At 37.2% G+C, this 25,279-nt stretch carries 24 protein-coding genes; 14 read left to right on the top strand and 10 right to left on the bottom strand.

Annotated features, from left to right (window positions below; translation table 11 throughout):
* Positions 1–50 precede the first annotated feature (50 nt).
* From QPK98_RS12640 to QPK98_RS12655, 4 genes are all read left to right on the top strand, one after another.
* A complete protein-coding gene (locus QPK98_RS12640; protein ID WP_310993824.1) occupies positions 51–1,577 on the top strand; it encodes a helix-turn-helix domain-containing protein in 1,527 nt (508 codons plus the stop codon).
* Positions 1,574–2,704, top strand: coding sequence for a tetratricopeptide repeat protein (locus tag QPK98_RS12645; protein ID WP_310993825.1), 1,131 nt, complete (start codon positions 1,574–1,576; stop codon positions 2,702–2,704). The genes QPK98_RS12640 and QPK98_RS12645 overlap by 4 nt, the downstream gene beginning before the upstream one ends.
* 173 nt (positions 2,705–2,877) lie before the next feature.
* Positions 2,878–4,170 (top strand): T9SS type A sorting domain-containing protein, encoded by a 1,293-nt coding sequence (locus QPK98_RS12650; protein WP_310993826.1) that lies wholly within the window; start codon positions 2,878–2,880, stop codon positions 4,168–4,170.
* A 479-nt stretch (positions 4,171–4,649) separates the two neighbouring features.
* A complete protein-coding gene (locus tag QPK98_RS12655; protein ID WP_310993827.1) occupies positions 4,650–5,174 on the top strand; it encodes a DUF2383 domain-containing protein in 525 nt (174 codons plus the stop codon).
* Between the two features lie 58 nt (positions 5,175–5,232).
* Here the strand turns inward: QPK98_RS12655 and QPK98_RS12660 are convergent, their stop codons facing one another.
* Positions 5,233–5,661: an organic hydroperoxide resistance protein gene (locus QPK98_RS12660; protein WP_310993828.1), complete on the bottom strand. Its 429-nt coding sequence runs from the start codon at positions 5,659–5,661 to the stop codon at positions 5,233–5,235.
* A gap of 93 nt (positions 5,662–5,754) precedes the next feature.
* On the opposite strand from QPK98_RS12660, the gene meaB reads away from it, so the two are divergent.
* The gene (gene meaB, locus QPK98_RS12665; protein ID WP_310993829.1) at positions 5,755–6,834 is read left to right on the top strand and encodes a methylmalonyl Co-A mutase-associated GTPase MeaB; all 1,080 of its coding nucleotides are present in this window, start codon (positions 5,755–5,757) and stop codon (positions 6,832–6,834) included.
* A gap of 5 nt (positions 6,835–6,839) precedes the next feature.
* On the opposite strand, the gene QPK98_RS12670 is transcribed toward meaB, so the two are convergent.
* On the bottom strand, positions 6,840–7,778 hold the full coding sequence (locus QPK98_RS12670; protein WP_310993830.1) for an NAD-dependent epimerase/dehydratase family protein: 939 nt from the start codon (positions 7,776–7,778) through the stop codon (positions 6,840–6,842).
* Between the two features lie 245 nt (positions 7,779–8,023).
* Here QPK98_RS12670 and QPK98_RS12675 point away from each other — a divergent pair, with 245 nt between their 5' ends.
* From QPK98_RS12675 to QPK98_RS12685, 3 genes are read left to right on the top strand one after another with little or no spacing between them, the layout of a single operon-like run.
* Entirely contained in the window at positions 8,024–8,734 is a 711-nt protein-coding gene (locus tag QPK98_RS12675; RefSeq protein WP_310993831.1) for a glycosyltransferase family 2 protein, read from the top strand.
* Entirely contained in the window at positions 8,731–9,363 is a 633-nt protein-coding gene (locus QPK98_RS12680) for a lipid-A-disaccharide synthase N-terminal domain-containing protein (RefSeq protein WP_310993832.1), read from the top strand. Before QPK98_RS12675 ends, QPK98_RS12680 begins: the two co-directional genes overlap by 4 nt.
* Positions 9,353–10,978 carry an ArnT family glycosyltransferase gene (locus tag QPK98_RS12685; protein ID WP_310993833.1) on the top strand — a complete coding sequence of 542 codons (1,626 nt, stop codon included), beginning with the start codon at positions 9,353–9,355 and terminating at the stop codon, positions 10,976–10,978. Before QPK98_RS12680 ends, QPK98_RS12685 begins: the two co-directional genes overlap by 11 nt.
* Here the strand turns inward: QPK98_RS12685 and QPK98_RS12690 are convergent.
* From QPK98_RS12690 to QPK98_RS12700, 3 genes are all read right to left on the bottom strand, one after another.
* Positions 10,959–11,543 carry a phosphatase PAP2 family protein gene (locus QPK98_RS12690; protein WP_310993834.1) on the bottom strand — a complete coding sequence of 195 codons (585 nt, stop codon included), beginning with the start codon at positions 11,541–11,543 and terminating at the stop codon, positions 10,959–10,961. The two genes, QPK98_RS12685 and QPK98_RS12690, sit on opposite strands and share 20 nt — an antisense overlap.
* Before the next feature lie 93 nt (positions 11,544–11,636).
* Positions 11,637–11,867 carry a DUF8828 family protein gene (locus QPK98_RS12695; RefSeq protein WP_310993835.1) on the bottom strand — a complete coding sequence of 77 codons (231 nt, stop codon included), beginning with the start codon at positions 11,865–11,867 and terminating at the stop codon, positions 11,637–11,639.
* An 86-nt stretch (positions 11,868–11,953) separates the two neighbouring features.
* Positions 11,954–13,330, bottom strand: a complete 1,377-nt coding sequence (locus QPK98_RS12700) for an MATE family efflux transporter (RefSeq protein WP_310993836.1) — start codon at positions 13,328–13,330, stop codon at positions 11,954–11,956.
* Between the two features lie 98 nt (positions 13,331–13,428).
* Here QPK98_RS12700 and QPK98_RS12705 point away from each other — a divergent pair, with 98 nt between their 5' ends.
* From QPK98_RS12705 to rlmF, 4 genes are all read left to right on the top strand, one after another.
* The gene (locus tag QPK98_RS12705) at positions 13,429–15,267 is read left to right on the top strand and encodes an ABC transporter ATP-binding protein (RefSeq protein ID WP_310993837.1); all 1,839 of its coding nucleotides are present in this window, start codon (positions 13,429–13,431) and stop codon (positions 15,265–15,267) included.
* A 490-nt stretch (positions 15,268–15,757) separates the two neighbouring features.
* Entirely contained in the window at positions 15,758–16,717 is a 960-nt protein-coding gene (locus QPK98_RS12710; RefSeq protein ID WP_310993838.1) for a PH domain-containing protein, read from the top strand.
* Between the two features lie 163 nt (positions 16,718–16,880).
* Complete coding sequence (locus QPK98_RS12715; RefSeq protein ID WP_310993839.1) at positions 16,881–17,621, top strand: AAA family ATPase; 741 nt, start codon at positions 16,881–16,883, stop codon at positions 17,619–17,621.
* Between the two features lie 58 nt (positions 17,622–17,679).
* The gene (gene rlmF / locus QPK98_RS12720) at positions 17,680–18,525 is read left to right on the top strand and encodes a 23S rRNA (adenine(1618)-N(6))-methyltransferase RlmF (RefSeq protein ID WP_310993840.1); all 846 of its coding nucleotides are present in this window, start codon (positions 17,680–17,682) and stop codon (positions 18,523–18,525) included.
* Positions 18,526–18,589: 64 nt separating this feature from the next.
* On the opposite strand, the gene QPK98_RS12725 is transcribed toward rlmF, so the two are convergent.
* Positions 18,590–18,922 carry a hypothetical protein gene (locus QPK98_RS12725; protein WP_310993841.1) on the bottom strand — a complete coding sequence of 111 codons (333 nt, stop codon included), beginning with the start codon at positions 18,920–18,922 and terminating at the stop codon, positions 18,590–18,592.
* A 107-nt stretch (positions 18,923–19,029) separates the two neighbouring features.
* Here QPK98_RS12725 and QPK98_RS12730 point away from each other — a divergent pair, with 107 nt between their 5' ends.
* Both QPK98_RS12730 and QPK98_RS12735 read left to right on the top strand, forming a co-directional pair.
* Positions 19,030–19,485, top strand: a complete 456-nt coding sequence (locus QPK98_RS12730; RefSeq protein WP_310993842.1) for a DUF1801 domain-containing protein — start codon at positions 19,030–19,032, stop codon at positions 19,483–19,485.
* A 104-nt stretch (positions 19,486–19,589) separates the two neighbouring features.
* Positions 19,590–20,315 carry a DUF1853 family protein gene (locus QPK98_RS12735; RefSeq protein WP_310993882.1) on the top strand — a complete coding sequence of 242 codons (726 nt, stop codon included), beginning with the start codon at positions 19,590–19,592 and terminating at the stop codon, positions 20,313–20,315.
* Between the two features lie 368 nt (positions 20,316–20,683).
* Here the strand turns inward: QPK98_RS12735 and QPK98_RS12740 are convergent, their stop codons facing one another.
* The 4 genes from QPK98_RS12740 to QPK98_RS12755 all read right to left on the bottom strand — a co-directional run bounded on the left by QPK98_RS12740 (position 20,684) and on the right by QPK98_RS12755 (position 25,277).
* Positions 20,684–21,553 carry a universal stress protein gene (locus QPK98_RS12740; RefSeq protein ID WP_310993843.1) on the bottom strand — a complete coding sequence of 290 codons (870 nt, stop codon included), beginning with the start codon at positions 21,551–21,553 and terminating at the stop codon, positions 20,684–20,686.
* Between the two features lie 208 nt (positions 21,554–21,761).
* Positions 21,762–23,153 carry a M20/M25/M40 family metallo-hydrolase gene (locus QPK98_RS12745; RefSeq protein WP_310993844.1) on the bottom strand — a complete coding sequence of 464 codons (1,392 nt, stop codon included), beginning with the start codon at positions 23,151–23,153 and terminating at the stop codon, positions 21,762–21,764.
* Between the two features lie 49 nt (positions 23,154–23,202).
* A complete protein-coding gene (locus tag QPK98_RS12750) occupies positions 23,203–24,081 on the bottom strand; it encodes a PPK2 family polyphosphate kinase (RefSeq protein ID WP_310993845.1) in 879 nt (292 codons plus the stop codon).
* A gap of 32 nt (positions 24,082–24,113) precedes the next feature.
* Positions 24,114–25,277, bottom strand: a complete 1,164-nt coding sequence (locus QPK98_RS12755; protein ID WP_310993846.1) for a sigma-54-dependent transcriptional regulator — start codon at positions 25,275–25,277, stop codon at positions 24,114–24,116.
* Positions 25,278–25,279 lie beyond the last annotated feature (2 nt).

A 25,279-nucleotide genomic window follows, 5' to 3' on the forward strand; every position in this document is an offset into this window, starting at 1 on the left:
GAAAATGGTAACTTTGACCTAACCTGCGTCAATAGGCTATTTTCAAAAGTATGCGACTTCTATTTTTAGTATTACTGGTTTTATGTACTCCTTGGGCTATTTTAAGTCAGGAGAATATTCCTATTAATGAGCTTTTAAACGAAGCTGACGCCAAGCTTTATAACCAACCAGAGCAAGCCGGCAAAATTGCGTTGTATATAATCTCACAAAAGGAGCCAACTACAATCCACGCCAAAGCCACGTTGCTGCTTGCCCAGAGCTATTATGTGCAAGGAAATTATACCGATGCCGTAAAAAACGCACTAAAAGCAAGAAAATTTGCTGATTCGGCTACCGATATTGATATTAAATACGAAACCATACTATTTGCACTTAAGTTATTTCGAAATATCGGGCTGGAAACAGTTGCGGATAAATATCGGGACAATCTAGTTTCCTTACAAAGCCAACTGCACGATACAAAGAAAATTCTATTATTGAACGGAAAATTGAAACAGGACAGTGCTTCGGTTTTATTTCAAAAGGAAGAATATGCACAAGCTTTAACGTTATTGAGTAGTGCTGAGCCACTTTTCTTAAAAATAAATGATAGCAGCTCGCTACGCGAATCAAAACTTATTCGCGCAGCAGTCTTGACCGAAAGTGGCGCATTAGCTACCGCCAGCAAACAGTTAGAAGCATTACAGCCCGAAGTCAATACTGATTTTGAAAAAGCACAAGTCCTAGATATTCTTGGAAACCTTCACTTTAAAAACAATGCGTATAAAAAAGCAGTGAACGCCTATCAAAAGGCGCTCGCCCTTTCCTTAAAATTGCCAAATAAACACTATCAAAACACGAGTTTGGAAGGCTTAACGGTAAGCTATCTTGCCTTAGAAGACACCCAGAATTTTTTTACATACAAACAACAGAGCAATCTTGTAGCATCGGAAATTGAGACCGATAAAAGCCTTGCCATAAATGCTGTATATAACTTTATAAATTCATACCAAGCGGAGGTTTCAGAGAAAAAATTAAATCAATCCTACTTCTATCTGTATATAATCGGTGGCATTTTACTGCTTTTAATGGTAATAGGTTGGTTTATAAATTACTTATACACCTCTAAGCGCAAAGAGTATGAAGCAATATACAAGTATATTTCTCCTCAAGAAACTGCGTCTAAACCACAAACCACTAGAAAGACTTTAGAAAAAAGTTCCATCGTTCCCGAAGAGACCGAACAGCTTCTTCTTCAGAAATTAAATAAGTTTGAATCTGGAACTAAATACACCAATGCTGATATGAGCATTGCACTCCTTGCCTCGCAATTTGACACCAATACCAAATACCTTTCTGAGGTTATCAACAGACAAAAAGGCAAGAATTTTAACTCGTATATCAACGAACTTCGCATTAATTATATAATTGAGAAGCTAAAGACCGATCCGGTATATTTTAACTATAAAGTAAGTTATCTGGCTCAAGAAAGCGGGTTTTCATCGCACAGTAGTTTTGCAACGGTTTTTAAGTCGGTTACAGGGGTTTCACCCACCAAGTTTATGAGTTTTCTTCAACAAAAACAGGAAGTGGCATGAAGAAGAAACAAACATACAAGGTTTTTTTACTCGTAGGTTTTTGCCTTTTAACTACCATCAGCACAGCACAAAAGGAGCTTGACAGCATCCTTGAAGACGCTAAAAATATAATTTTTGACAACCCAAATAAAGCAATTTCAATTGGCACTGAGGTGTTTTCTGAAGCCACCCAGGCAGAAACTAAAGTGAATGCCTTAATGCTTATTAGCAACGGTTATCTTTCGCAAAGAGACAATCCTAAATCATTGGAATATGCTTTAAAAACACGTGATTACCTAAACCAAATAAGCAGTCTAAAATTACGGATTAGAATCTTGAACACCATTGGCATGCAACATCAGCAGTTGCGTATTTATGATAAAGCCATAGAGTATCTAGATGAAGCGTTGATGATTGCCAATCGCGTAAAGCAACCAGATAGCTTAGCATCTATTTTAGGTTATAATTACAGCATTAGAGGTTTTATTTACCGAGAGCAAATGAGTTGCGAAATAGCTTTGAACTATTTTGACAAAGCTATTTTCCAGTTTGAAAAGAATAGCGAAAGGAAATCAACAAGAGCAAACCTTAGCACACTAAACTATAACAAAGGAAATTGTTTTTTACAGATTTCGCAGATTGATTCGGCTCGTATTAATTTTAACAGATCTATTGTTTATGCGCAAGAAGTTGGGGCAAACAGTCTCGTTGCTTTTGGTAAAAAAGGCCTGAGCGAAGTTTATACGGCCGAAGGAAACTACAACAAAGCAATTGATGAGCTAAAAAAAGCCGAAGCCGCTTCAAAAAAAGTTGGTGACCTCATCTTAAACCAGGGAATCTACAAAAACCTATCAGATAATTACCTAGCCCAAGGCAATAGTGATTTATACCAATTCTATTTTAAAAAATATACCGAAACTCAAAAAAGGATATATAAAAAAGAGCAGGCTTCAATAAATACTTCCATAAATAATCTAATTGAAGAGCACAATTTAACAATGAAAGAGAAGCTCTTTAATTTGCAAATAACCCAATGGATTTTAATAAGCCTCGGTTTAATTTCAACTGTATTTCTCGGTAGATTAATATATAGAAATCAAAGAAAATATAAAGAAATCAAAGAAAAACTCGAGTCCATTAGAATATAGCACCTAAAAATCCCACTTACCAACAAAAACACCTTACAGCCTCACAATCAGTGTTTTAAATACATAAAAACCCTTTCAAATTTCGTGAAATTGAAAAGGTTCACCCTTTTATATATGTATAAGCTTTCATACTTTGCGGCTCAAATCAAACTAATTCTATATATAACAATACTATGAAAAAAATTACTTTTTTAGCGAAGAGCATTTTCTTTGCAGCGGTTCTTCTTGGAGTCTCAAACATTCAGGCTCAAGTTGAGTTTAAACTTCAAACAGAAATGTTTACGCGTTTTAGCGACGTTAATGATAATGGCCAAGGAATAACTATGGGCCAATATTATGATTTTGCAACCAACGTACTTACCAATATGGAGCCCGAAGCTACCGGTCTTTCTTCAATAAACAACAATGGAGATGTTTCAGGGATGATGTATTATGATGAGCCAAATGGCTTAATGCAACCTGCAGTTAAAAAGAATGGAACTTGGACTCCCATTGGCTGGTTTCCAGCCTCTAACCCAGAAGATTCAAGTTTTACCACATATGGTATTTCTCCAAATGGAAAGTATGTGACCGGTCAAATGTCTATTGGGTGTTGTGATTTTGGCACCTTTTTATACAATACCGAAACTGCTGAACTATTTGATATTTTCGACCCTGAAGGCGAAGCATTGGCTGGCTACACAGTTACCAACGATGGTATTATTGGCGGTTGGTTGGATCAGCCAGACGGTGGAGGGACTCTACGCGTACCTGCTTATTTCAATAAAGAAGGTGAAATCACATTAATACCAACGGGACAACTACCAATGATCGGTGTAAATGCCATTAGTGATATTAACAGCTCAAATGAGATGGTTGGTGATTTTGATGGCAAACCTTTTATATATGATTTAGACACTGATACATTCACTAGTTTTGATACACCAACAGGCAATGGTGGAGCTTTTGCAAGCATTTCAGACAATGGTGTTGCAGTTGGTTATGAAGATGTAGATTTTCAAGTAAGAGATGCAATAATCTATCACCCTTCTCTTGGAGATCAGCCTCTTTTTCTAAAAGACGTATTAGCAGATAACGGTGTTACTGTTAATACTGTTGACGGTCTTTTGGGTACAGCTATTGCAGTTTCCCCAAATGGAAAATACATTGCAGGATGGGTAAACGGACCACCTCCATTTGCTGAAGGATGGATGGTTTATCTTGACGATCTTATCTTGGGTACAAACACTGTTTCGCAAAACGAAATTTCTTTCTACCCAAACCCAGTAACAGATATAATGCATATAAACTCAAAAGAAACAATTGATTCAGTAGCTGTTTATACAACTACTGGGCAAAGAGTTTCAAATACCACTTCAAGTAACAACAACACCCAATTGGATATTTCCAATTTAGCCAGTGGCGTTTACCTTGTAAAGGTTTCTAGCAATAGCGGCGTGGAAAACCTGAAAGTGGTTAAACAATAAACAGACTCCCCTAATTCTAAACACGATACGCGTGGGCTCCTCTTCATTTTTTTGAAGAGGAGCTTTTTTTATTGAAAATACCCCTATATACTATTTAAAAGCATACGCATTCAAGTATGTATTACAGCTCATTCTTTATTTTACCAGTATAAATGCAGTGCCTAAAAAACGCCCTGATTTACTAACTGCCGTTTAATTTATTCGAAGACAGTATCAGCATAAAAGTAATGCATTTTTTTCAAATCTTTTGAATAACCCATAATCACTTTATAATCAAATAATTTCGTATATTGGAAAAATGAATACATAGCGGCTTAAAATACCGTAAAGCAATTTACTCCCCTAGAAATTATTGGCATAGATTATGCCTTAATATTCTAAATTGGTTTTAAAAGATTACGAACTTATTCTTTAAAATGTATTAAAAGGTTTTCTGAAAAGTGAAGCCTTTCACTAAAACTGATTAAATAAATTTCTATATGAAGAAAAAATACGCTGATTTTGATAAGTTAAATCGCCTACTCGTGGCTTGTTTTGAAGCTGAAAAACTATATTACAACGCGGCTCAGGACGCACAAACAACAAGTTTAAAGCGATTTTTAAACTATATGGCCGTAGAACGTAACCGCATGAGCCACGACATCACTAACCAGCTTTACGTCCATGATATTGAACCTTTGAAGGTAGATTCTGAAAAAGGAAATTTAGATCGTACCTGGCATGAAGTTAAAGAGGCTTTGGAACATTTTGATGCAGCTGCAATCGTAAATTCTTGTATAAGTCGTGATAAGTACAACATTAAAAGATACGATGAACTTTTAGAACGCAAGGAATTACCAGACATTATCTTGGAGCTTTTAGAAAAGCACAAATACCAGTTGCAATGGTACACCAAGCAAGCCGCGCAACAGACTGAAACAAATCCATTTGTGGAAGAGAAAAAAGAAGAGCCAAAAAAAGGCGAAGGTGGAAAGGTAATACCGCTAAAATCAAAAGCTATGTAAAACAAAAAGCCCTGAAATTCAGGGCTTTTTACTTATTAATGATGCTTATGGATATTTGTTATTCGTCCACCAGTAAGTTTAATGTTACTGTAATATTATCTCGGGTAGCTCTGGAGTATGGACAAACCTCATGAGCCTTGTTTACCAACTCTTCTCCGGTTGCAACATCCACTCCAGGTAAATAGCAGTCTAAAATTGCCTTTAACTGTAAATTACCTTGCTCGGTTTTTCCAATTTGGATATTTGCCGTCACGCTCATATCCTCTCCAATTTTCACATTTTCATTTTCGGCTACCAATTGTATAGCACCACCAAAGCAAGCTGCATAAGCACTGCCAAAAAGTTGTTCTGGGTTAGTGCCGTTTCCGCCATCGCCTCCTAAACCTTTCGGGACAGAAAGTTCTAAATCAATTTTTTTATCATCTGTGGTTACATGACCTTGCCTGCCTCCTACTGCTGTTGAAGACGCACTATATAGCTTTTTCATTATTTGGGTTTTTTAAAGTTATTAAATTTCAAGATACTATCTTAAATGCGCTTTTGAAAAAACAATTTCATAAATTTGTCCTAAATTCACATTGTGAGCAAAAAGAAGGAAAATACAAGCGCTTTAAACGAAAAGGAAGGGGTTTCGCATCCAGAGACCTTAAATACCAATATGGTAAATTCCTTTAGGTCTAAATTTAAAAAAGGCCCTTCTACAGAGAAATTGATTGCAGAACTTCTTCAAGAAAACCAGACTGCGCTTAGTAGAGCTATTACAATCATTGAAAGCACCGCTAATAAACATCAAAAACAAGCCAAGCAACTTATTGAACACTGTTTGCCCCACTCCAATAAATCAATTAGAATAGGAATTACAGGAGTACCAGGAGTTGGAAAAAGCACGTTTATTGAAAGTTTTGGAAAATTATTGATTGCCGAAGGGAAAAAAGTTGCGATTTTAACCGTTGACCCCAGCAGCAGCATTAGCAAAGGCAGCATTCTGGGCGACAAAACCCGAATGGAAGATTTGGTTAAGGAAAAAAATGCATTTATACGGCCTTCAGCTAGTGGAGATACTTTGGGAGGTGTAGCACAAAAAACGCGGGAAACCATTATTCTTTGTGAAGCAGCAGGCTTTGACGTTATTCTTATTGAAACCGTTGGCGTAGGCCAAAGTGAAACTGCCGTCCACTCCATGACCGATTTCTTTTTGTTACTAAAGCTCGCTGGTGCGGGCGACGAATTACAAGGAATAAAACGCGGCATTATGGAAATGGCAGACTCCATAGTAATCAACAAAGCCGACGGTGAAAATAAAAAAGCTGCAAAAATGGCGAAAAATGAATTCAATCGTGCGCTTCACCTCTACCCTGCCAAAGAAAGCGGCTGGGCTCCAAAAACACTTTTATGCAGCGCCCTCCACAATGAAGGCATCAAGGAAATTTGGGAAGTAGTTTCAAATTACTTCGAAACAACTCAAGAGAACGGCTATTTTCAACATAAAAGAAAAGAGCAGAACAAATTCTGGTTAAAACAGACTATTGAAAGTAGGTTAAAAAGTGATTTTTATGCAAATCCTTCGGTTAAAACAGAATTAGAAATTCAATTGAAAGCCTTGGATGAAAATAGAACAACGCCTTTTGAGGCTGCAGATAAACTATTGCAGCTTAAATAAGTTAATTAAAAATTATTTTTAAACCAATAAACCTGAGCTTCCAAACCGCCACGTAAGTTTGTTTTGGGGTTATAACCCAACAACTTTCTAGCTTTGTCAATATCTGCCTTGGTTCGTGATTGATCACCAGCGCGAGGTGGTTTTTTTTCAATAGTAATCGTCGTGTTCAGAATTGCTTCAACTGTTGCTATCCCTTCAGCCGTAGTGTTTTCGGTTTCAGTTCCTAGATTAAAAACTTCACCATTACAAACTTCTTCTTTCCCTATTACGCTTACAATTCCGTCCACAATATCCTGCACGTAGGTAAAGCTGCGAAGGTGTTTTTCACTGCCTTCAAAGAGTGGAAAAGGCTTGTTGTTGAGTCCGCAATCTATTAATCGTGTGTAGAGTTTATCAGGTCGTTCCCTCGGACCATAAACAGAAAACAATCGTAAAGAGGTAGCTTGCATTTTATTTTCACGGCTTTTTGCTAATGCCAACTGCTCCGCCGCCAGTTTGGTTACGCCATACCAAGAAGCAGGTTTTGGAGGAACACTTTCGGGAAACGTAGCTTCTAAACCATAAATTGAGGAAGTAGCAATATTTACAAAGAACGGCTTCTTTTCCAAGCTTTCAGCAAACTCCAACAAGCGTTGGGTTCCTAAAATATTATTACTGAAATAATCCTCAAATGTTGATGTATCGGAAATTCCGGGATGTGCTGAGAAATGGAAGATATAAGCAATCTGCTTCGGAAGCTTTTCATGTAAATCGTCCGTGCGCAAATCAACTTTTAAAACTTCAATATTATTTTCAGAAAGCGATTTGGCATTTATCTGTTTCAATTTAAGGTCGTAATATGGCGAAAAGTTATCAACTCCAATAACATCATAGCCTAGCATTTTTAATCTTTCCGCAGTATGTGAGCCTATAAAACCGGCTGCCCCCGTAACAAGTATTGTCATATTTTCTGTTTTGGAACAAGATTAAATAGCGTTAAAAAACTAGAGGACAGCTATATACTTTAAAAAACCTTCCTTTTTTTATTTAACCCAAATTCTTGTTTCCGTTTCTGCCACAAAATAACATCTTTTTTAAGCAAACACTTTCAAAATTTTAAAAATTCCTCACATTTATGACAATTACATACAAAGCGATAAGCTTCTAAATTAAAAAAATTACTTTTGCAAAAATCTTTTCAATACTATACATGTACCAGTTTACCATTATTGTACCCGTTTATAACGAGGAAGAAAACCTAGAACGCGTTGAGAAGGAGCTTTTGGCTTACACCCAAATTGCAACTAAAAAAACCTCGATTTTATTTGTCAATGATGGTTCTAAGGACAATAGCCAAGCACTTATTGAAAAAATTTGTAGTAGAAACGAAGCCTTTCAATTTATTTCGTTTAAAGAAAACAGAGGTTTAAGCGCAGCCATAAAAGCTGGGTTTGATACGGTTGAAAGTCCGCTGGTTGGTTATATAGACAGCGATCTGCAAACTGATCCTGAAGATTTTAATTTACTGCTAGCGCATATAGACACATACGATTTAGTTACTGGCGTTCGCGCCGATAGAAAGGATAAATTCGTTAAGAACATGTCGTCTAAAATTGCGAATGGTATCCGCCGAACCTTTACTCACGATGGCATGGACGATACCGGATGCCCCCTGAAAGTTATAAAAACTGATTATGCCAAACGCATCCCAATGTTTAAGGGACTGCATCGTTTTTTACCGGCTATGGTTTTGCTCCAAGAGGGAAAAGTGGTGCAAATTCCTGTAAAACATTTTCCACGAGTGGCAGGAACGGCTAAGTTTGGGGTTTGGAACCGATTACTAGGGCCATTAATAGACTGCTTCGCCTATCTTTGGATGAAGAAAAAATACATCAACTACGAGATTAAAAGCAAAGGATGAACGACTGGGTTGTGTACGGCATTGGCTTTTTGGCGCAAATTCTATTCAGCGGAAGACTTTTGGTGCAATGGATACTTTCCGAAAAAAGAAAGCGGGTAATAACGCCTTCAGTCTTTTGGAAACTCAGCCTACTGGCCTCTTTCCTACTTTTTCTGTATGGATACCTGCGCGATGACTTCGCCATTATGCTGGGCCAAGCCTTAACCTATTATATCTATATCAGGAACTTACAATTACAAGGGGAATGGCAAAAATCGCCAAAATGGCTACGAGTTTTTCTTTTCATCTTCCCTATTTTTATTGTTATTTATGCCTACAATAACGGCGAATACGATATAAATCAGCTGTTTAATAATGAAAACATTCCGCTATGGCTATTAGTTTTAGGGATTGTTTCCCAAATACTATTTACGCTTCGGTTTGTTTATCAATGGCTTGTTTCTGAAAAAACACAAACCTCTCAACTACCCGTAGGTTTTTGGAGAATGAGCGTTTTGGGGGCTTCTTTAATTTTAACCTATGCTATTTTTAGGCAAGACCCCGTTCTTTTTGTGGGCCATATCGCCGGCTTGGTAATTTATATTCGCAATATTTTTATCTGGAAAAAACAACTTAAATATGAAGGTTGAAAAACATTATCTTTTATTACTTCTGCTTACCTGTGTTGCTATATTTTTTGTGAATTTAAGCGCATTGCCAGTAAATATTATGGAAGCGCGAAACTTTATTACAGCCCGAGAAATGCTTACGGATGGCAATTGGCTGCTCACAACCATTAACGGACAGCCACGCTACCAAAAACCGCCACTACCCACATGGCTTACCGCTTTGTCAGCAGCTATTTTTGGAATAAAAACAGTTTGGGCACTCCGACTTCCCGCAGCTATTCTGTCGCTTATTTTGGTGCTGACCTCTTATAAATTTGCTAAAAGATTAACTTCCAAAAATTTATATGCATTTATCAGCGCACTGGTAACAGCTACTTCCTTTTACATTGTGGCCTCGGCACGAGATGGCCAGTGGGATATCTACACCCACGGCTTTATGATGGTCTGCATTTATTTGCTCTTTAAATTTTTTACCGAAACAAAGTACAAAGTCCAAAATGCCTTGCTAGCCGGACTTTTCTTTGGGTTTTCGTTTTTAAGTAAGGGGCCCGTATCACTTTACGCCTTACTCCTTCCGTTTTTAATTGCCTTTGGAGTCGTTTATAAGTATAAAGACTTTAAATCGCGCTGGTTGCCACTTGTTGGGTTTTTGGTGGTAGCGGGAGTTGTTTCAAGCTGGTGGCATTGGTACACCTTAAACTTTGATCCGGCAGCAGTAGAAATCACCAAAAAAGAAACCACCAATTGGATTAGTTACGAAATCAAACCTTTTTATTACTACTGGAGCTTTTTCACCCAAAGTGGTGTTTGGACTATTCCCGCATTTATCGCCCTGCTTTATCCGTATTTGAAGAATCGCGTGTTTAATAAAAAGGCTTACCTGTTTACCTTTCTGTGGACCATGGCTTCGGTGGTGTTATTGTCAATAATTCCTGAAAAAAAATCGAGATACCTATTGCCAGTACTAATCCCCATGGCACTCAATACTGGGTTTTATGTAGCGTATCTCTTCCAAAGGTTTAGAGATTTAAGGGATAAGCGCGAAACCTATCCCGTTTATTTCAACTTCGGTCTAATTGCGTTTATAGGAATCATCTTCCCCATTGGAGGCTATATTTTTCTTAAAGACGGTCTAGCCGGAAATTGGCATTGGTTTGTCTTACTCGCCATTACACTATTTATAATTTCTGTTTTTATATACCGCAATCTCTTCCGAAGAAATATTTCAAAAGTATTTTATTTAACGATAGTATTTATAGTTGCAATAATCTGGTTCGGACTTCCATTGAGCAGCGCTATCACAATAAACCCTGAGTATAAACCATATTCCGAATTGCAGCGTTTTGGCACGAATAAAAATTTGAAAATATATGAGTTTTCAAATATGACGCCAGAGCTTATTTGGGATTATGGTGAAAAAATGCCAATTCTAAAAGTTGATGATGAAGTTACAATCCCAAAAGAAAGCAAGTTTGGTGTAATGGTTTCAGATAATAATCATGAGAATTTTGAAGAAGCTTTTTCAAGTTTTGACAAAGAATTCATTGTGCGTTATGATATGAATCCAAAAGGTGCTGACAGCCGAACGCACAAAGATAGGCTATATAGAGATTTGTTTATTGTGACGAAGAAATAGACGTATTGAATTTTTGCTGTCCCCACTTCTGAAGCAAATAGAAAAGCCAACCTGTTAGACCTCCAAAAGCCATTCCCGAAATTACGTCTAACGGGTAGTGCACGCCAAGATAAATTCGGCTATACCCCGTAAATACTGCCCAAATAAGTAATAAAAATGGCAAATATTTATACCATCTTTGAAGGCTCAGCCCTAAAAACACTGCTGCGGCCATAGAACTGGCTGCGTGTGCAGAAAAATAACCGTACCTACCACAACCGCCTGCAACAAAGCGCATTTGCTCCTGTAACGCCGCCACTTGGCAAGGTCTAGGCCTTTTAATACCGTACTTAAACAGGCTGGAAACTTGATCGGTTGCGGTTATCATTAAGGCTACGCAAACAACAATTACCAAGGTTCCTTTTAAGCCGTAATTTCTATAAATAAGATAAAGTAAAAGTGCATAAATAGGAATCGAGGAGAATTTATGTGTTATAAATAACCATAAGCCATCCCAAGGTTCGCTTCCTAGATTATTGAGAAATTGGAAAAGTTGTGTGTCGTAATTTAGAAGTTGGTCGAGCATTATTTTGGTTCTATTTTAAAAATCCAGCTATGAAGTTTCAACAGGATTACACAAATATTCTATATAATTATTCGTGTATTCGTGGTGAAATATTTAATCTGCATCATAAAGCGCAATCTCTCTGTCATAAAATTCTGTTGCTTGTTGGATTAAACCTTCCGTTTCTGCCTCAAGCTCTTGTTGGTCTTCTTTACTAAAATCTTCCAGCCATTCCACCTCATCGTCTTCAAGATTGATAATAAAACGTGGAAACTCTGTATGTATTACAAAAATAGCTGTTGGATACTCACTGTTATCACCTAATAAATATTTTGGGAAATCCATTTTATCGAGTTATGTGTTATGTGTTTTTGAAAAATAAAAATTGATAATGGGTATTGAGTTCTTAAGCTTTTAAAGGTAAAAACTTACTACCCACCGAGTCTAATTAATTTTTTTGAAAGATAATTAAATCTGATGAATAACATAATTCCGCTTGCGGTTAATCCGGCGAACAAACCAATCCAAATACCAGCACTTTCCAAGGAGGTGTGCATACTTAAATAGTACGAAACGGGGAAACCGATAATCCAATAGGCAATAAACGTAAGCACGGTTGGTATTTTTACATCTTGCATGCCACGTAGCGCGCCAAGGGCAACCACCTGCATAGCATCAGTAAATTGAAATATTGCCGCAATAATCAACAATTGCGACGCAAGAATCACTACCTCGTTGTTATCTGCAAATTGGGCCAGATTATCATAATCTAAGAACATTTTCGGTAATTCGCCATTAAAAATTATAAACCCAGCTACAAACACCAATGACAAAAGTGCCGTAAGCAAAAAGATAGAAATAGCTACCCGTCTCAAATCCTTGAAGTTCTTTAATCCTTTTTGGTTACCAACCCGAATCATAGCAGCAACGCTAAAACCCATTGCCACCATAAAAGTCATAGACGATAGGTTTAGCGCAATTTGGTTTGCTGCCTGCGCATTTTTACCAAGAACTCCTGAAAGCCAGACTGCAGAAGTGAAAATTCCCACTTCAAAAAAGGTTTGCATAGCCGATGGAAAACCAAGGTTAAAGAGCTTCTTCAGCATTACTTTGCTCAGGGTGAAGATTTTAATTTCAGTAACGAAAAACCGAGACTTTTCTTTTTTACTCAACAAATACCAAAGATAGCTTACCATCACCACTCGAGAGACCAAGGTGCCGATTGCAGCACCTACCACACCCAATTCTGGAGCGCCAAATTTTCCAAAGATGAACATATAATTCAACAATATGTTTACTAAGTTAGCTATAATCGTGGCGTACATGGGAAAACGTGTCATGGACATCCCGTCGCTAAACTGCTTAAAGCCCTGAAAAATAATCAAGGGAACTAAAGATGCCGCTACCAATGTTAAATACGGCATTGCCAAATCGACCACCACTGGCGGTTGGCTCATAACATACATTAATGGTTTAGCAAACATTACGGTTGCAAAGAGTGCCAAACCAAGGACGATACATAAAAACAATCCGTGTTTAAAGGACGATTTTCCCTTTTCGCGGTTTCCTTCGCCATCGGCTTCAGCTACTAATGGCGTGATTGCAGTGGAAAATCCTACCCCGATACTCATTGCAACAAACATAAAACTGTTCCCCAATGAAACGGCTGCTAGCTCTGCACTACCCAGTTGGCCCACCATAATATTATCTACCAAGGCCACCACTTGATGCCCGAGCATACCCAAAATAACCGGCGTTGCCAGTTTGGTATTGTACTTAAATTCGCGAGTGTAATCTGAAAGCGCCAAATTTTAATTTTTGCGCAAAGATAGTTGTTGTATTTTTTACAATAGCTTTGTACTTGAATAATTATGAAATCAAAATTCATATTTCAGAATCTAAGAAAATGGCCAGACCTCGCTTTAAATCCATTACCGAAAAAGAAGAGAAAACCAGTATTAAAGACTCATTTAAAGCACTAAAAACTATCCCTCGGTTTTTTAGGGAAATCTTTAAAAGTAGTCCAACACTATTTTTGCTCAACACAATTAGCAGACTGCTAAATGCCTTTACGCCCGTAGTAATTCTATGGGTAGGGAAAATGATTATTGACGAAATAATCCTGCAGGTTTCATTAACAAGCCAAGACTACACCCAACTTTGGACATACGTTCTAATTGAGTTTTCCGTTGCCATACTTTCAGATTTGCTGGGAAGATTGATAAACCTTACCGATGGCCTTTTGGGAGATCTCTACTCTAACGATTCCTCAGAAAAAATAATCCGAAAAACAGCCGGACTCACAATTGCCCAGTTAGAAGACCCTGAGTTTTACGACAAATTAGAACGAGCTCGAACACAAACCAACAGTCGTGTAGGCCTAATGAGCAACGCCCTAGGGCAAGCAGAAAGTATTATATCCATAATAACTCTAATTGCAGGATTGGTGTATTTTGAACCGGTTTTAATATTGATCCTTATCCTCAGCATTATTCCATCTTTTATAAACGAAGCAAAATTTAGCAGCACTAGATACTCCCTAGCACGAAGTTGGACTTCAGAACGGCGGGAGTTAGACTACCTCCGCTTTATTGGGGCTAACAACCAAACGGCTAAAGAGGTAAAGCTTTTTGGATTAACAGATTTTATTGCAGAACGTTTTAAAAACCTTTCTAATGATTATTATCACATCAATAAAAAGCTATCCCTAAAACAGAGTTTTTATGGCTCGCTCTTTAATATTTTGGGTATTCTAAGCTACTATGGCGCTTATATTTATATTATTTTTCGCGTACTCGCAGGAGCAATTTCTATCGGGGAGCTTACTTTTCTATCGGGCTCTTTCAACCGGTTACGAAATAATTTACAAGGATTCTTTTCACGCTTTACCCGTATTTCCGAAAGCGCGCTCTATCTTCAGGATTATTTCGACTTTTTAGATCTATCCATCGAACAAGATGCTAAAGCCAAGATCCCAATCCCCAAAACCATTACCGAAGGTTTTCAGGTCAATAATTTACATTTTGCCTATCCCGGAAGCGACGCAGAAGTACTAAAAGGCATCACTTTCTTTATGAAAGCAGGCGAGAAAATGGCCTTTGTTGGTCAGAACGGCGCAGGGAAGACAACCTTGATAAAACTCTTTCTTCGCTTTTACGAACCCACAAAAGGTGAAATCCTCTTAGACGGTATCAACATAAATAAATTTGATGTAAATGCATACAGAAAACGCTTTGGGGTAATTTTTCAAGACTTCTTTAAATATGAATTTACTCTACGTGAAAATATTGCCGTAGGAAATATTGCACAGATTAAAAACGATGAAGTTATAGGCTACGCCGCCAATAAAAGCCTGGCGGAACAAGTGGTAAACGTTATGGAGGAAGGTCTGGAACAACGCTTGGGAAGGCGTTTTTATCAAGGTCAAGAGCTAAGTGGTGGGCAATGGCAAAAAGTTGCATTGGCACGTGCCTATATGAAAGACGCCGATGTTATGGTTCTGGATGAACCCACTAGCGCGCTAGATGCCCAAGCGGAATATGACGTTTTTGAACGTTTTATTGCGCTTACTAAAGGGAAAACCAGTATTATTATTAGCCACAGATTTAGCACAGTACGAATGGCAGACCGCATTTTAGTTCTACAAAACGGACAAGTTTTAGAGCTTGGCACCCACGAAGAATTAATGGACAATCCTAAACTATATTCAGAATTATTTAAGTTACAGGCAGCGGGGTATCAGTGAAATCAAAATCGAAAGTCAAACTGAAATTGAAAAAACGGAAAGCATTAGAACTAAATATTTTAAAGATAAGAAAAAATGAAAAGCTATAAACTAAGTGAAGCCGAAGATCTTTTAATTGGTTGGTGAAAAAGGAACTAAAGAAAAAGAAAGAGATGAATATGAGTTTGAACTAAAGCTTGAACTCATAGGTGAAATGTTTAAAACTGCCCACAAAAAAAGCACAAATCTCCAGACTTGAAAATAGTACTGGTAATTTGACCTTTGAAACCGTTATGAAAATATTCGATGCGCTTGGAGCTAAATTGAATTTAAAACTACAGATTCAATAGAAATAAAAAATCTTCTGTGGCGTGATCGTATCCCTGCTAGTGCAAGAGTCCCCCTTGTACCTATAAACTTTCTCCCCCGTTGGTGCACGTTTGCAAAGTGTGACTTTCCTAAAAACCTATATATTTGTTTTCCATTACGAATTGCTAAGCATTTCTCCTTAATGAAAATAATTCTTCGTAAACAATACGTAAATTATGAACCTAATGAATACGAATTCTTTGGCCCTGTAACCATAGAAAGAATTAAATTGGAGTTTGAAAATTTTCCGTGGGAAGACCAAATTAAACTTCAAGAGCAGCTAATTGGATTTCATATTAGCCCCTCCTTTAATTTAGAATATAAAAATAAAGAACTGACGATAACTGGATATCAAAATGATAATTTCTCAATCCGTTATAATCATAGAGATATTTTACAATGGCAATTTCAAGCAAATATGTTTAATATGAGCGAGGTTCTTTACTTGATTGACCAGTTTACGATTCTAAAACCAAAACAATTTAAAAAAATATTAGCCACTAAAAGTACGGTCGAAGAATCCCTGCTTTCTATATTTTTTATTACCCTCAATTATAATAGAAAGAAACACTATTCAGCAAAGTTATCACAAGTCGGAAATACGTTTAAGATAAATTTCAAACGACTACTTTATTATTTCGTCTTCTCATTCATTTGGTTGTTATTGCCTTTGATACTCTTTTTATTTTTAGGAACCAAGTTCGAGGTTATACCATTTCTTATCTTTCAATCTTTATGTATTTTACTCGCCATACCTGGTATCATAATATCATTAAACCATTTAACCTATAATGGCAAACTAAAGTTAGTTTTTAAAAAAGGAGAGAATATATTCGAAGTTATTAACGATTCCCAATCTATATTATTCAATAAAAAAGATGTTCTGAAAATAGTAGAAATACGAACAGATGGTGGTAGGGCACCTTGGAGTATCTACGAATATTACATTATACTGTTCAAGAATGGTTCGGAATTATGGGTATCTAATATTTTAATTGGAGCAAGTGATATTTATAACCAATTCTACTTTGTGGAAAAGGAAAGTAAACATGCATGGATTCCTCTTTTAAAAAAAACACTGGTCTTTAATATAGAACAATAATGTGGTTAGTGCTAGATTTGCTCCGCTAGCGCGAGCCTCTCGCCCTTGCCAACAAAGCGGCTTAAATATAAAGTATAACTGCCTGATGCTTTCTTATCTAAAAACCTATTCACTATCCAAAAAGCTTCGTTATTTTTGCTAGCTTAAATAACAATGCAGTAAAATGGCAATATCAGATTTTATACTCCGCAGTAATGAAAACACCATTAGCCTGAATGAAATTCATTTAAGCAATACCAACAGTAATGCGCTAAAGCAGCTGTTGAAAGAGTTTAAGCATGTTGAAATCTTGAACAAATACAAGCTTCCGGTTGATAATAAAATATTCCTTTTCGGCCATACGGGCTGTGGCAAAACAACTACTGCCAAGGCCATTGCCCATGCATTAGGAAAAAAGATTATTACCTTAAACCTTGGAAACATTGTTTCTTCCCGCTTAGGAGAAACTGCTAAGAATATTACAGACGTCTTTAAAAAAGCAAATCGTGAAAATGCTGTTTTGTTTTTAGATGAATTTGATTCCATCGGAAAACTGCGCGATCATGACGACAAGGATTCTAGCGAGATGAAACGATTGGTAAACACGGTAATTCAATTGATAGACGCACTGCCAAACGATACATTGTTGATTGCCGCCACAAACCACTCTAAAGTAATTGATACTGCATTATTGCGAAGATTTCAACTAAAGTTAGAGTTTATCTTGCCAAATAACGAACAATTGGATAAATACTACAGTTCACTCTTAGAAAAATTCCCAGAAGAATTTCGGAATGTAGAACGCGTTTACAATATTTCGTATGCCGAGGCTAAAGACATTACGTTTAGCGCATTAAAAAACGCAATAATAGCTAGTGAAGAAGCCAAAGAGAATACTCTAATTCATGAAACTGCTGAACATTAGTTAAAGAAAGGAAAGGTCAAAACCGATTAGAGTATCTTTACAATTCTAAAACCAACTTGTGCATCCAAAAAATCCATTTAGCAACGACTATAATTTTGAGAAGCTTATAATAAAACATCCACCGCTTAAAACATTTGTTTTTACAAACCAATACGGGAATAAAACCATAAAATTTGGTGATAGCGAAGCGGTTAAAGCCCTAAACACAGCATTGTTAAAGGCACATTACGGCATAGTTTATTGGAATATCCCCGATAACAACCTTTGCCCGCCCGTTCCGGGTAGATTAGACTATTTATTGCACGTAGCCGATCTGCTCCCTAAAAAGGACGTGCATTTGCTGGATATTGGCACTGGTGCAAACCTCATCTACCCTATTTTGGCCAGTCAACATTTTGGTTGGAAATCTACCGCTAGCGAAGTAAACTTAGACGCTCTGAGTAATGCACAGGAAATTATTGATAAAAACAAAGTTTTAAAAAATATTGAACTGCGGCACCAACAGTTTAAAAGTAAGATTCTGGAACACATCATCCTTCCAGACGATTTTTTTGATGTAGTGGTTTGCAATCCACCGTTCTTTAAAAATCGTTCCCATGCTGAAAAAGTTAATCGCCAGAAGTTTAAAAACCTCGGATTAAAAGAGACTAAGACCCAGAATTTTGGCGGGCTAAGTAATGAATTGTGGTACAAAGGTGGTGAGGAGGCGTTTATTAAGCAGATGGCAATTGAAAGCCTTCAGTTTAAAGACCAAGTACATTGGTTTACGGCCATTGTTTCGCAAAAAGAGAACCTAAAAAATATAAAACGCGCCATCAATAAAACAAAGCCTTCCGAAGTAAAAACAGTCACGATGGAACAAGGAAATAAGCAAAGCAGGTTTATTGCCTGGAAGTTTAAATAACAAGTTTTAGTGCTTTTTTTCGCACAATTTATTGGACTAAACCAATTGTAATTATTGGCTCTAACTACTTCTGTTTCCTAAAAATATAACTCATCCAAACAGGGTCGTTATCACTAGACACAACGGATTGCCGGTCTAAAAACTCCCAGTTGTGCGTATTCATATAATTTAGTAAAGTTGCGGTTTCGTCAATATCCTCAATTTCCTTTATGGTGAAATCTTCCCCAAGCAAAGAAGATTGCTCCTCTACTTTTATTCGTTTTATCTTCCCGCGGTTGTTTGCTTTTTGAACGACGATGATTTCAAGAAAATTGTATTTCGTTATTTCTTGGGAATACCCCTGCATTGAAAACAAAAGAAATAGGGCAACTACTATTAATTCTATACGTCTCTTCATAATCTTTTTGTATTTCTTTGTAAATTACAATAAAATTTCTTTATTGCGAAAGTGTTTATCACCAACCACTACTAGTAATTTACATATAGTTTTAATTTGTTTTTAAGATGCAAACCAAAGATATTACTCCAGATCAATACATAGCGGCAGTACCAGAAGACCGTAAAATTGTGATGCAAAAATTACGCGAAACAATTAAAAAAAATATTCCTGAAGGTTTTGAAGAAACCATGCAATACGGTATGATAAGCTACGTGGTGCCACACAGTATTTATCCAGACGGTTATCATTGCAAACCTACAACACCACTGCCTTTTTTGAGTATTTCCGCTATGAAAAACCACATAGGATTTTACCATATGGGAATTTACAGCAATCCAGATTTACTACACTGGTTTACCAATGAATACCCAAAACATGCAAAAGGAAAGTTAGATATGGGCAAAAGCTGTATTCGATTCAAGAATATGAAAAACATCCCTTTTGAATTATTAGGAAACCTAACCGCTAAGGTTTCTGTTGATGAATGGATTGCACAATATGAAAGTGAATTAAAACGATAATCATTAAACCTACTCACATTCTACGTAATTTTAAAAACGCTCCCAGTTTAAAAATATATTCGGAGCATTATCCTTTTGATACTTTCGAGTTTTTAGATGAAGAAATAGACGAAGAGGAATTCCTTTTTCCAAGAAATTCCGTTTTAGGAATGCAAGCCGAAGCCTGCTTTGAAGCCTATTTAAAAAATTCGGCACATTATAAACTTCTAGCGGCAAACTTACAAGTCTATACTTCAGTTTCCAGCAAAAATGGAACCGCAAAAGAAACTATTGGAGAATTGGACTATATCGTTAAAAAACATGCTCTCAAAGCGGTTGTCCATGTTGAATTGGCATGTAAATTTTACCTATACGATATGGATGCGGGTGCTTTGGAAACGGAAAAATGGATTGGCCCCAACAGAAAAGATAGGCTTTTTGACAAATTAGAAAAAGTAAAGTTGAAACAGTTCCCGTTGCTTCACAAAAATGAAACCATTGAAAAACTGAAAGCCCTGAATATTGAAATTCCCACCTTACAAGAATTATGTTTAAAAGCTTTTTTATTCCTTCCGAAGGAGATGAAAACCCAAGCTATCGCAAGAAATTACGCCAATTGCGTGGTTGGATATTGGATAAAACATCAAGATTTAATTAAGGAAGAGGCTGATGCCCTATATGCAATCCCGTCTAAAAAAAAATGGCTTTTACCTTTAGCAAATATTGAAGCTTGGTATTCTTTTTCAGAAATAAAAAAAATGATTGACACCCAGGTTGAAAATAGAAAATCGCCCTTAATCTATAAAAAAACATCGTTTAAAACTGAGCGATTCTTTGTAGTGTGGTGGTAAACTTTCCTGTTTCAACTATGATTTTATATGCTTATATTCAGCCCAATTAGCCAATATTAAACCCTCTTCGGAGTTTATATCAAACTTGCATACCGTATAACCCTACACTGCACTTCGTTTGTGTAGGATTATGAATATTTGACTCTTTCAAAGTCAGTTTCTAGGTTAAAAACAACCGAAACCACTTAGCCCCAGTGGGGTTAAACAATGCTAACCCCGAATTATACCGAAATAGAATGCAGGTATTATTCGGGGTAGAAATACGAGCTAATAAAGAACGCTGAAAGTGTTCAACACTATAATAAAAGCAAGAAAAAAGATAGATTTTAACGTTGAACGGTTCGTTATGGTTTGGTGGTAAATCTTGCTTATTCAATCTTAAAAGTAACCACTGGTATATTGGCATGATTGGCAATATCTTCACTAATACTATTATTAAAAAAGTGTGCTATACCTCGTCTGCCGTGCGTGGTAACCCCAATAAGATCGGCATTTATTTTTTTACTGAAGTTAAGTATGCCTTCTTCAATACTTTTATCGCTATAAATACTGGTAGTAACAGTTTCTGGGGCTATCATATTCTCCTTTAAAAGTGCTTCAAATTTTGTATCTATCGCAGCAGTAGTCAAGAAAGTACTGCCAGGCGTATTAACGTAAAGAATATTCATTTTTGCACCGAGCTTTTTAGCCAGGTTATAGGCATCAATTAACGATTGTTTGCTTTCTTCTTCCCAATTTGTTGCAAACACAAAGTTCTTTATGGTAAAGTTTTCACTCTTAGCTTTAATTACCAATACGGGAATATCTGAAGTGCGCACTACCTTCTCGGTATTAGAACCAACGAACATTTCCTTAAACCCGGTAGCTCCGTGAGACCCCATAATTATCAAATCGGCCTTGTTTTTATGTGCAGAATCTATAATGGCCTTAAAGTCTAAATGGTTTTGCACCGTTTCTTCGTAACGTATTCCTTGCATAAATGGCAGTTCCGCTATTTCGCCAAAACGCTTTTGCGCAAGTTTCATATAGAATAAAGCCGCTGGCAAATCATGTTGATGCGTAGTTTGTGCCGAAGTAACATCATTGGTTTTATCAGCTTCGGGTAATAAATGCTCAGGAATTTCCAACATGTGAAGCAAAATGAGCTTGCTGTTGTGTTTTTTAGTAAGTTGCACAGCCACTTCTAAAGCGAGTTTGGCAGTTTCTGAAAAGTCGGTAGGCACTAATATAGTATCCATGATTATAAAAATTAAAGCGTAAATAGATTAAGAGTCGTCGTTTTATGAAATAACGAACACTATCAAAGTTACCCATAATTGCTATAAACCTGTTATAAGGCTTTCCCAAAAAATCAAGAAATATATGGCTTAATTAACTAAACCTCAATTTGTTCAGAAGATTGACGGGAGACTCGTATGTACCGTTTTCTACACTTGGATTATACGTCTATTTAACGCCATGCGTATCTATTAAATACATCATGCTGGCCATGGTTGCTGCACCAAGCTCCAGCTCGCGTTTATTGACTTGGTCAAAGGTGTCATTTTCTGAATGGTGAATATCAAAATAACGTTGCGAATCGGGCTGAAGACCTGCCAGCACATCAATATTCCCTTGCATTGGACGAATATCGGCGCCGCTGTAGCCTTCTTCAAAAATATGAATTAAATAAGGTTTAAATAGTGGCGCCCAAGATTGAATGTGCGCCATATTTTCAGCGTTAGTCTCCAACGAAAAACCTCTGGGTGTAAAACCACCGCTATCACTTTCTAAAGCGAAAATATGTTTTTCATTTTTACGTTTTGCTTCTTCGGCATATTTTAAACCACCCCGCAAACCATTTTCCTCATTCATAAATAACACAACACGAATGGTGTGTTTAGGCTTGTAATTCAGTTTTTTAAACAAGCGAAGCACCTCCATGCTTTGTACTACTCCAGCCCCGTCATCATGAGAACCATCTGCGAGATCCCAACTATCTAAATGGCCACCGACCACCATAAATTTATTAGGGTGAAGGCTACCCGTTATTTCACCAATAACATTAAAGGAAGGCACATCGTCCCAGATTTTACAGTTTTGTTTAAAATAAAACTGTAAGCCTGGTTGAAGTTTTAATAAACTGCTAAGATAATCAGCACCGTTCGTACTAATAGCCGCCGCAGGAATTTGTTTAGAAGCTGGCGTGTCGCCATAACTCATAGCACCCGTATGTGGCACGTCATCAATTTTTAGCGATAACGAACGCACCAAAACACCAACGGCACCGTATTTAGCAGCTTGTTCCGCTCCTGAATAGCGTTGATTGGACGCTCCGCCATAGGCATGACCTGTATATATCAGCTTTGGATCCATAGGTCGGTTAAAGAAAACAATCTTTCCCGCTATCTTTTCCTTGCCCAAATTTGCCAATTCGTCAAAGTCATGAACTTCTACAACTTCCGCCTTGATTCCTAAATTAGGTGTAGGTACAGAACCACCGAGCGCACAGATATTGGTTACCGTTTTTTCTCCAGAAGCAGTTTCAATATAAGCGTATTCCTTAAAACCACGTGTCCACTTTGGCACCATAACCGGTTGAAGCCAGACCTTGTCTAAACCGAGTTCATTTAACTGTTCTTCTGTATATTTTACAGCTCTTTCCGCATCAACCGACCCCGAAAGCCTTCCTCCTATTTCATTAGACAAATAATCAAGCCAGTCGTAAGCCATTCCATCGGTCAACGCAGTAGTGTAGAGTTTATCTAACATTTTAGCGTCTTGTTCCGCCGACTGCGAAATTGCCAATTGCGAGAAAAATAAAGCAAAAAGTAATGAGGGGAGAAAAGTGATTTTCATTTTAGGTAATTTAAAAGTAAGTAGTTATCAGATTGCTTAAGTAACTTTTTTAATCATTTTTAAGCCGTTCCCGATATTCTGAAAGCTTAGCCTTAATATCGTCATCCAGTTCTGGTTCTTTAATGTCGTCGTACTTTCTAAGCTCTTGAAGCATTATCTCAGCAACAATAACACGCGCTGTTTTCTTATCGTCTGAAGGAATTATATACCAAGGGGCGTTAGGCTTTGAGGTTCTATTAATGGCTTCTTCATAACATTTTTGGTAGGTGTTCCAATGTTCCCGCTCATCAAGATCTGCCGGTGAAAACTTCCAATTTTTATTGGGTTTGTTAAGCCGGCGCAAGAGACGGTGTTTCTGCTCTTCTTTAGAGATGTTTAAAAAGAACTTAAAAATAATCGTGCCATTTTGGGCAACGGTTTTTTCAAAGTTATTTATTTGCTCAAATCGCTTATCCCAGAAATCGTCATCTATTGCATCCAAGCTATTAACATCGGGTAGGTTTTCGCCTAGAATATACTCAGGATGAACCCGTGTAATCAATACATTTTCATAGTGTGTACGGTTAAAAACACCAAACTTGCCACGTTCGGGTAACGCAATATAGTGGCGCCAAAGAAAATTGTGCTTTTTTTCTAAAGCAGTAGGAGTCTTAAAACTGTGAACCACAACGCCGCGTGCATTAAAATCCTTAAAAACCTCTCTAATTAAGCTGTCTTTTCCTGCAGTATCCATTCCTTGAATACAGATAAGCACAGCGTGTTTTCCGTGGGCATATAATGTATCCTGAAGATCGCCCAACTTTCTACGGGTTTTCTTTAATTGCTTTTTTAGTTTCTTTTTTGAGGCGTCTAGGTCTATACTTGTTTGTGTTTCCTCTATTTGAATCTTTTCAGAAACTTTAAAATCATCAATTTTTATATCGTCCATATTGTTTTACTTCTTCAGGTTAGCTTACAAATTTATTTACTGGCGAAAAGTTTAACGTCCTTTTCGCTTATCTCCTTTCCGCCTAAAATTATTAAACGTTCAATTACATTTCGTAATTCTCGAACATTTCCGGTCCAATCGTATTCTTGTAACAGTTTAATAGCTTTAGTTGAGAATTTCTTTTGGGCAGTGCCATGATCTTTTGCTATTTTTCCGGTGAAATACTCTACTAATAGCGGAATATCATCGCGTCTATCATTTAACGAAGGCACTTTTATAAGAATAACCGCCAACCTATGGTATAGATCTTCTCGGAAATTTCCTTCTTCAATTTCCTTTTTTAAATCTTTATTGGTTGCAGTTATAACGCGTACATCTACCTTAATATCTTTATCACTACCTACTCTTTGCACTTTGTTCTCCTGCAAGGCACGAAGCACTTTTGCTTGCGCCGAAAGACTCATATCGCCAACTTCATCAAGGAAAATAGTACCGCCATTGGCCGCTTCAAATTTACCTGCTCTATTTTTATTGGCAGAAGTAAACGCTCCCTTAATATGGCCAAAAAGCTCACTTTCAATCAACTCACTTGGAATAGCGGCACAATTCACTTCAACCATTGGCCCCTTACTTCTATCACTTTTTTGATGAAGCCAGTGGGCAACGAGTTCCTTCCCTGTTCCGTTAGGCCCTGTAATCAACACACGCGCCTCGGTAGGTGCCACTTTTTCAATCATTTCCTTTATCTGCTCTATTTCAGGAGATTCACCAACCATTTGGTAGTTTTTGGAAACTTTCTTCTTTAGCCGCGTATTTTCAACCTCTAATTCTTTCGTGTCTAGCGCAATTCGCACCGTATTTAACAAACGATTCAAATCTGGCGGTTTTGAAATATAATCAAATGCTCCCAGACGCATAGTGTTTACCGCTGTATCTAAATCGCCATGCCCAGAGATCATAACAATCGGAATCTCTGGCTTTATCTTCTTTGCTGCTTCCAAAACCTCAACGCCATCCATTTTTGGCATTTTGATATCACAAAGCACAAGGTCGAAGTCTTCTTTTTTAATAATTTCCATTCCCGCTAAACCATCTTCAGCTTCAAAAACTTCATACCCTTTGTTTTCTTCAGAAAGTATTTTTACTAAAACCCTTCTTATTGCAGCTTCATCTTCTATTATAAGTATTCTTGGCATTT

It is taken from the genome of Aequorivita marina (genome assembly GCF_031631895.2).
In the GTDB taxonomy this organism is placed as follows: domain Bacteria; phylum Bacteroidota; class Bacteroidia; order Flavobacteriales; family Flavobacteriaceae; genus Aequorivita; species Aequorivita marina.

What these genes read in the sequence shown, in the direction of transcription:
- QPK98_RS12660 (WP_310993828.1), bottom strand. Translation starts at nt 5,661, where the DNA reads ATGAAAAAGCTATATAGTGCGTCTTCAACAGCAGTAGGAGGCAGGCAA.
- QPK98_RS12645 (WP_310993825.1), top strand. Translation starts at nt 1,574, where the DNA reads ATGAAGAAGAAACAAACATACAAGGTTTTTTTACTCGTAGGTTTTTGC.
- QPK98_RS12650 (WP_310993826.1), top strand. Translation starts at nt 2,878, where the DNA reads ATGAAAAAAATTACTTTTTTAGCGAAGAGCATTTTCTTTGCAGCGGTT.
- QPK98_RS12680 (WP_310993832.1), top strand. Translation starts at nt 8,731, where the DNA reads ATGAACGACTGGGTTGTGTACGGCATTGGCTTTTTGGCGCAAATTCTA.
- QPK98_RS12705 (WP_310993837.1), top strand. Translation starts at nt 13,429, where the DNA reads ATGGCCAGACCTCGCTTTAAATCCATTACCGAAAAAGAAGAGAAAACC.
- QPK98_RS12740 (WP_310993843.1), bottom strand. Translation starts at nt 21,553, where the DNA reads ATGGATACTATATTAGTGCCTACCGACTTTTCAGAAACTGCCAAACTC.
- QPK98_RS12655 (WP_310993827.1), top strand. Translation starts at nt 4,650, where the DNA reads ATGAAGAAAAAATACGCTGATTTTGATAAGTTAAATCGCCTACTCGTG.
- QPK98_RS12640 (WP_310993824.1), top strand. Translation starts at nt 51, where the DNA reads ATGCGACTTCTATTTTTAGTATTACTGGTTTTATGTACTCCTTGGGCT.
- QPK98_RS12675 (WP_310993831.1), top strand. Translation starts at nt 8,024, where the DNA reads ATGTACCAGTTTACCATTATTGTACCCGTTTATAACGAGGAAGAAAAC.
- QPK98_RS12685 (WP_310993833.1), top strand. Translation starts at nt 9,353, where the DNA reads ATGAAGGTTGAAAAACATTATCTTTTATTACTTCTGCTTACCTGTGTT.
- QPK98_RS12745 (WP_310993844.1), bottom strand. Translation starts at nt 23,153, where the DNA reads ATGAAAATCACTTTTCTCCCCTCATTACTTTTTGCTTTATTTTTCTCG.
- QPK98_RS12725 (WP_310993841.1), bottom strand. Translation starts at nt 18,922, where the DNA reads ATGAAGAGACGTATAGAATTAATAGTAGTTGCCCTATTTCTTTTGTTT.
- QPK98_RS12750 (WP_310993845.1), bottom strand. Translation starts at nt 24,081, where the DNA reads ATGGACGATATAAAAATTGATGATTTTAAAGTTTCTGAAAAGATTCAA.
- QPK98_RS12695 (WP_310993835.1), bottom strand. Translation starts at nt 11,867, where the DNA reads ATGGATTTCCCAAAATATTTATTAGGTGATAACAGTGAGTATCCAACA.
- QPK98_RS12755 (WP_310993846.1), bottom strand. Translation starts at nt 25,277, where the DNA reads ATGCCAAGAATACTTATAATAGAAGATGAAGCTGCAATAAGAAGGGTT.
- QPK98_RS12710 (WP_310993838.1), top strand. Translation starts at nt 15,758, where the DNA reads ATGAAAATAATTCTTCGTAAACAATACGTAAATTATGAACCTAATGAA.
- QPK98_RS12670 (WP_310993830.1), bottom strand. Translation starts at nt 7,778, where the DNA reads ATGACAATACTTGTTACGGGGGCAGCCGGTTTTATAGGCTCACATACT.
- QPK98_RS12730 (WP_310993842.1), top strand. Translation starts at nt 19,030, where the DNA reads ATGCAAACCAAAGATATTACTCCAGATCAATACATAGCGGCAGTACCA.
- QPK98_RS12690 (WP_310993834.1), bottom strand. Translation starts at nt 11,543, where the DNA reads ATGCTCGACCAACTTCTAAATTACGACACACAACTTTTCCAATTTCTC.
- QPK98_RS12715 (WP_310993839.1), top strand. Translation starts at nt 16,881, where the DNA reads ATGGCAATATCAGATTTTATACTCCGCAGTAATGAAAACACCATTAGC.